This window comes from Streptomyces sp. B1866 (assembly GCF_031932565.1).
In the GTDB taxonomy this organism is placed as follows: domain Bacteria; phylum Actinomycetota; class Actinomycetes; order Streptomycetales; family Streptomycetaceae; genus Streptomyces.
This window is the reverse complement of record NZ_JAVSCF010000345.1, coordinates 1-5341: the sequence shown is the minus strand read 5'-3', so window position 1 is coordinate 5341 and position 5341 is coordinate 1. Positions and strand designations below refer to the sequence as shown.

The following is a 5341-nucleotide window of genomic DNA, read 5'->3' as shown; positions in this document are numbered from 1 at the left end:
CCCCCCGAAGAGGACATCCGCGCAGTAGTGGAGTGCCGCCGACGCGGCTCGATCGGCCGCTCGTCGCCCTTGCCGGGCTCCGTGACAACCCGGAAAACAGTACACGACGCCCAGGCGGCCATCAAATCGCCGCCCCGCGACCGGTCGCCGGCCGTCAGCTGTTGCCCGAGGCCAGTTCGCGGCTGCGGTCGCGGGCGGCTTCGAGGGCGGCGGTCAGGGCGGCCCGTACGCCGTGGCGCTCCAGTTCGCGCAGGGCGCTGATCGTGGTGCCGGCCGGAGAGGTGACCGCCTCGCGCAGCCGGACCGGGTGCTCGCCGCTGTCGCGGAGCATCACGGCCGCGCCGATCGCCGCCTGCACGATCAGGTCGTGCGCCTTGTCGCGGGGCAGGCCCAGGAGGATGCCCGCGTCGGTCATCGCCTCGACCAGGAAGTAGAAGTACGCCGGGCCGGAGCCGGAGAGGGCGGTGGCGGCGTCCTGCTGGGTCTCGGGGACGCGCAGCGTCTTGCCCACGCTCCGGAAGATCACCTCGGTGTGCGCCAGGTGGGCCTCCGTGGCGTGGCTGCCCGCCGAGATGACGGACATCGCCTCGTCGACGAGCGCCGGGGTGTTCGTCATGACGCGCACGACCGGGGTGCCGGCCGCCAGGCGGGCCTCGAAGAAGGAGGTCGGGATGCCCGCGGCGCCGGAGATCACCAGGCGGTCGGCGGGGACGTGCGGGGCCAGTTCGTCCAGGAGCGTGCCCATGTCCTGCGGCTTGACGGTGAGGATGAGGGTGCCGGCGGACTTGGCGGCCTCCTGGTTGGAGACGGCCTCGACGCCGTGGCGCGCGCGCAGGTCGGCGGCGCGTTCCGGGCGGCGGGCGGTGACCAGCAGGTCGGCCGGGGACCAGCCGCCGCGGATCATGCCGCTGAGAAGGGCCTCGCCGATCTTTCCCGTGCCGAGCACGGCGACCTTCCCGGTCGTCTCCGGGGCCTGCGTCATGTGCGCCTCACCTCGTGTGTGGTTCGCGTGTGGGGTGGACGAGGGGCCATCCTCGCACCGGGGGCGGGCGGGCGCGGGTGCGTCCACGGACCGGACCGGGTGGGAGCCGGGCGGGCCGGTACGGGCGGGCGGGGCGGATCGGCCCGGTGCCCGGACTCCGCCGGGTCGGTCCGTACCGAGCCGTACGGCCTCCGGGCCGGCGTGCACCATCGGCGACTATTCAACGATTGAAGAGTTAATTACCATCGGTAAGGGCGTCCCGAATGGGGTGGTTCGCGCGTGGATTCTCCGGGACAAGCGGAACCAAACACTCACTATAAGTGACCCATCGTTCACTCTTTCGTTACAAAACGACTTGCGTGTCATCACCTTGGTCTGGTCAGAATGGAAATGGATTCCGATGTCCTTACGGGCGGGCCGTCCTGACAGACCAACCAAGGCGGCCCACGACGGATCGAAGGGGGGAGCTGATGATCGCTGCCAGGCGGGCCTGTCACAGGCTGCTTGCCGCGGTCGCCGTGCTCCTCGCCGTCCTCATCGCCCTGGAGTGCACATCCGCACAGGTCACCGGGACCGAGGCGTCCGACCTGGTCGTCAAGACCGCCCTCGCCGAGAAGTCCGAGAAGTCCGTCTCGGGCGTGCCCGACGAGACCGACGCGGAGCAGGACGACTGCCGGCAGCTGCACCCCAGGCGGGCACCGCACGCCATGCCGGTGCCGCACGGCAGGCCCGGAAGCGCGCTCATCCATGACACCGGCACGGCGAAGCCCGGCCTCGCGGTCGGCGCGCCCCTGACAGGGCGGCGTGCCGTGCCCCTGTCCAGATCCGGGCAGCTCCCCGTCACCCTCCAGATCATCCGCTGCTGAGAGTTCCCCACGGCGCGCCGCCGCGCGTCCGTGCGGCCTCGCGTCGCTCGTCAGACAGCGACCGTTCTCTCTCGTTTCCCCACTAACGCAGCGATTTCGCGCGCCCCTGCCCGCTCGCACGCCTGTGCGGGGGCATCGCGCTGGAGGCACCCCTATGCCAAAAACGCTCTCTTCCCTTGTCCGAGGCCGTATCGGCCCACGCGGATCCGGCACCGGCGGCGAAGGCGCCGCCGGGACGTTCCGCGCCGACTTCACCGCGTCCCTCGTCGTGTTCCTGGTCGCGGTCCCCCTGTGTGTGGGCGTCGCCGTCGCCTCCGGCGTGCCCGCCGAACTCGGCCTGATCACCGGCATCGTCGGCGGTCTGGTCACCGGCCTGATGCCGGGCAGCAGTCTCCAGGTCAGCGGCCCCGCGGCGGGCCTGACCGTGCTGGTCTACGAGGCTGTCGAGGAGTACGGAGTCGAGGCGCTCGGCCTGCTCGTGCTGGCCGCGGGCCTGTTGCAGCTGCTCATGGGCGCGCTGCGGCTGGGCCGGTGGTTCCGCGCCATCTCCGTGTCCGTCGTGCAGGGCATGCTCGCGGGCATCGGTCTGGTGATCATGTCCGGTCAGCTGTACGCGCTCGCCGACACCAAGGCGCCGAGCGACGGCGTCGACAAGATCGTCGAGATTCCCGGGCTGATCGCCGACACCGCCGGGTCCAGCCACGCCCTCCAGGCCGCCGCCGTGGGCGTCGGGACCATCCTCGTCCTCATCCTGTGGCCGCGCTGGAAGGCGGCCGCGCGCGTGCTGCCCGGTCCGCTCGCCGCGGTGGCGCTGGCCACGGCGGCCACCGCCGCCTTCGACCTGTCGGTGAAGAAGGTTCAGGTCGAGGGGTTGCTGGACGCCGTGCAGCTGCCGAGCGGGGACGCCTTCGACTCGGTGGCCACGGTCGGCGTGATCGGGACGATCCTCGCCTTCACGCTGATCGCCTCGGCCGAGAGCCTGTTCAGCGCCGCGGCCGTCGACCGGCTGCACGACGGTCCGCGCACCGACTACGACAAGGAGCTGATCGCGCAGGGCACCGGCAACACGGTGTGCGGCGTGCTCGGCGCGCTGCCGATGACGGCGGTGATCGTGCGCAGCGCGGCCAACGTGCAGGCGGGCGCGAAGACGAAGGCGTCCCGCGTGATGCACGGCGTGTGGCTGCTGATCTTCGCCGTGGGCTTCCCGTCGGCGCTCGGCGTCATACCGGTGGCGACGCTCGCGGGCGTGCTGGTGCACGCCGGGTGGAAGCTGCTGCCGCTGAAGGACATCGTGCCGCTGTGGCGCGAGCACCGGGGCGAGGCGGTCGTCCTGGGCGTGACCGCCATCGCGATCGTGGTGACCGACATGTTCGAGGGCGTGATCATCGGTCTGCTGCTGGCCATCCTGAAGACGGCGTGGGAGACCTCCCACGTGCACCTGGAGACGGCGCCGTCCGACGGCTCCGACGCCGATGCCGCCGAGCAGCGGCCGCTGCGGGTGCGGGTGGTGGGCAACGCCACCTTCCTGCGGCTGCCGAAGCTGCTGGACGAGTTGGAGCGGCTGCCCCGCGACCGGGCGATCGAGCTGGACCTGGCCGGGCTGCGGCACATGGACCACGCCTGCGGGATGGCGCTGTCGGCGTGGACCGAGCGGCACAACGCGGTGGTCAGCCCGCGATCACAGGACGCTTCGGAGTCGGCGGACGCCGAGCGGGTGATGGCCTCGTAGCGGCCTGACGGACACACGGGCCGCGCGGCCCGTGCGCACGAGCCACGGCGGTGCCCCCCACGCGCGCGAGCGCGGGAGGGCACCGCCGGGTCGTTTCCGCGTCCACGCGCGTCCGCGTGCGGGCGGGTTCAGCCCCTGGGCCCGAGCCGTACGGCCCGTACGGCGGTCAGCCGCACGGCGCGGTCACGAAGCCGTCGCTTCCGGTGTTGACGTACGCGTCGGCGACGTACTGGCCGGGGCCGATGCTGTCCCAGATGTCCGACGTGCCGTACGGGCCGCGGACGCTCTGCCCGCGGCACTGGCAGCGGATCGCGACCCGCGCACCGAACGGCAGCACCTTCACCAGCGCGCTGGTGGTGCTCGGCCCCGAGCGGACGTTGAGCCGGCAGCCCGGCGCCACCGGGTAGGTGACGGCCGCCGCCTGTGTGACGAGCAGCGCTTCGGCGGTGAGCAGCGCCGGCTCCTGCGTGCCCGGTCTGTCCTGATCGCTTCCCGCGGTGGTGTCCGCGGTCTCCTCCACGGCCATGTGGCCCCCCGTTGAATCTCACATTCCGGTGTTGTACGCATGTCGTGGGATGTGCACGACATAAGCAGCCTAACGAGTCGTGCACGCGTCATCGACTAGGCTCGCCCACAGCGACACCGCGCACCGCGGGCCGGATACCACGGGGGTGAGGGCATGCCGCCGCTGCGCAGGGCCGGTTCGGACCCGGAGGCGGAGGACCCGCAGTACGCCGGCCAGTACCGGCTGCTGGCCCGCCTGGGCTCGGGCGGCATGGGCGTGGTGCACCTGGCGCGGTCGGCCGGGGGCCTGCGGCTGGCGGTGAAGGTCGTGCACGCCTCCCACGCGGAGGATCCGGAGTTCCGGGCGCGCTTCCGGCAGGAGGTGGCGGCGGCGCGGCGGGTCAGCGGCGCGTTCACCGCGCCGGTCGTGGACGCCGACCCGGACGCCGAGCGGCCCTGGATGGCGACGCTCTACATTCCCGGTCTCACGCTCGCCGAGCACGTCAAGCGGCACGGCCCGCTGACGCGGGAGGAGGTGGTGCGGCTCGCGGCCGGGCTCGCCGAGGCGCTGCGCGACATCCACCGGGCCGGGGTGGTGCACCGGGACCTGAAGCCGAGCAACGTGCTGCTGGCCGCGGACGGCCCGAAGGTCATCGACTTCGGCATCTCCCGGCCCGCCGACAGCGAGCTGCGCACGGAGACCGGGAAGCTGATCGGCACGCCGCCGTTCATGGCGCCCGAGCAGTTCCAGCGGCCGCGCGAGGTGGGGTACGCGGCGGACGTGTTCGCGCTGGGCTCGGTGCTGGTGCACGCGGCGACCGGTCGGCGGCCGTTCGAGTCCGAGAGCCCGTACATCGTGGCGTACCAGGTCGTGCACGACGAGGCCGACCTGACGGACGTGCCCGAGGCCGTGGTGCCGCTGATCCGCCGCTGCCTGGCCAAGGAGCCCGGGGAGCGGCCCACGCCGGACGCGTTGATGGCGGAGCTGCGCGGGCTCGCCGACGCGTACGGGCTGGACGGTTTCGAGGGCGGGCGGCGCGGGCCGGGCGCCCGGGTGCCCGCGCAGCGCGGGCCGGACGACGGCGAACGCGGCGCCTTCAGCGGCTTCGACCCCTTCGCCCGCCTCGACGGCCCGGAGGGTTCCGGCGGCGCGGACGGCGCGGACGGGGACGGCCCGGACACCGACGGCACGCTGCGCGTCGGCCAGGCCGCGGCGGTGGCCGGCCGGCCCGCGCGGGGGTCGCGCCGCTGGTCGCGCTG

5 protein-coding genes are annotated in these 5341 nt (G+C 73.0%); 3 read left to right on the top strand and 2 right to left on the bottom strand.

Features of this window, described 5'->3' with window-relative positions:
• Positions 1-154: 154 nt before the first annotated feature.
• Positions 155-982 carry a pyrroline-5-carboxylate reductase gene (gene proC, locus RKE29_RS27655; RefSeq protein ID WP_312008410.1) on the bottom strand — a complete coding sequence of 276 codons (828 nt, stop codon included), beginning with the start codon at positions 980-982 and terminating at the stop codon, positions 155-157.
• Positions 983-1452: 470 nt separating this feature from the next.
• Between proC and RKE29_RS27650 the strand changes: the two genes are divergently transcribed.
• A complete protein-coding gene (locus RKE29_RS27650; protein WP_312008409.1) occupies positions 1453-1848 on the top strand; it encodes a hypothetical protein in 396 nt (131 codons plus the stop codon).
• Between the two features lie 154 nt (positions 1849-2002).
• Positions 2003-3577, top strand: a complete 1575-nt coding sequence (locus tag RKE29_RS27645) for a SulP family inorganic anion transporter (protein ID WP_312008408.1) — start codon at positions 2003-2005, stop codon at positions 3575-3577.
• A 166-nt stretch (positions 3578-3743) separates the two neighbouring features.
• Here the strand turns inward: RKE29_RS27645 and RKE29_RS27640 are convergent, their stop codons facing one another.
• Entirely contained in the window at positions 3744-4103 is a 360-nt protein-coding gene (locus tag RKE29_RS27640; RefSeq protein WP_312008407.1) for an SH3 domain-containing protein, read from the bottom strand.
• Positions 4104-4256: 153 nt separating this feature from the next.
• Between RKE29_RS27640 and RKE29_RS27635 the strand changes: the two genes are divergently transcribed.
• Positions 4257-5341: serine/threonine-protein kinase (locus tag RKE29_RS27635; protein WP_312008406.1), on the top strand; the 1085-nt coding region annotated here is incomplete at its 3' end.

Bases quoted from the DNA above. Each gene is read 5' to 3' on its own strand.
- proC (WP_312008410.1), bottom strand. From the start codon at position 982: ATGACGCAGGCCCCGGAGACGACCGGGAAGGTCGCCGTGCTCGGCACG.
- RKE29_RS27650 (WP_312008409.1), top strand. From the start codon at position 1,453: ATGATCGCTGCCAGGCGGGCCTGTCACAGGCTGCTTGCCGCGGTCGCC.
- RKE29_RS27645 (WP_312008408.1), top strand. From the start codon at position 2,003: ATGCCAAAAACGCTCTCTTCCCTTGTCCGAGGCCGTATCGGCCCACGC.
- RKE29_RS27640 (WP_312008407.1), bottom strand. From the start codon at position 4,103: ATGGCCGTGGAGGAGACCGCGGACACCACCGCGGGAAGCGATCAGGAC.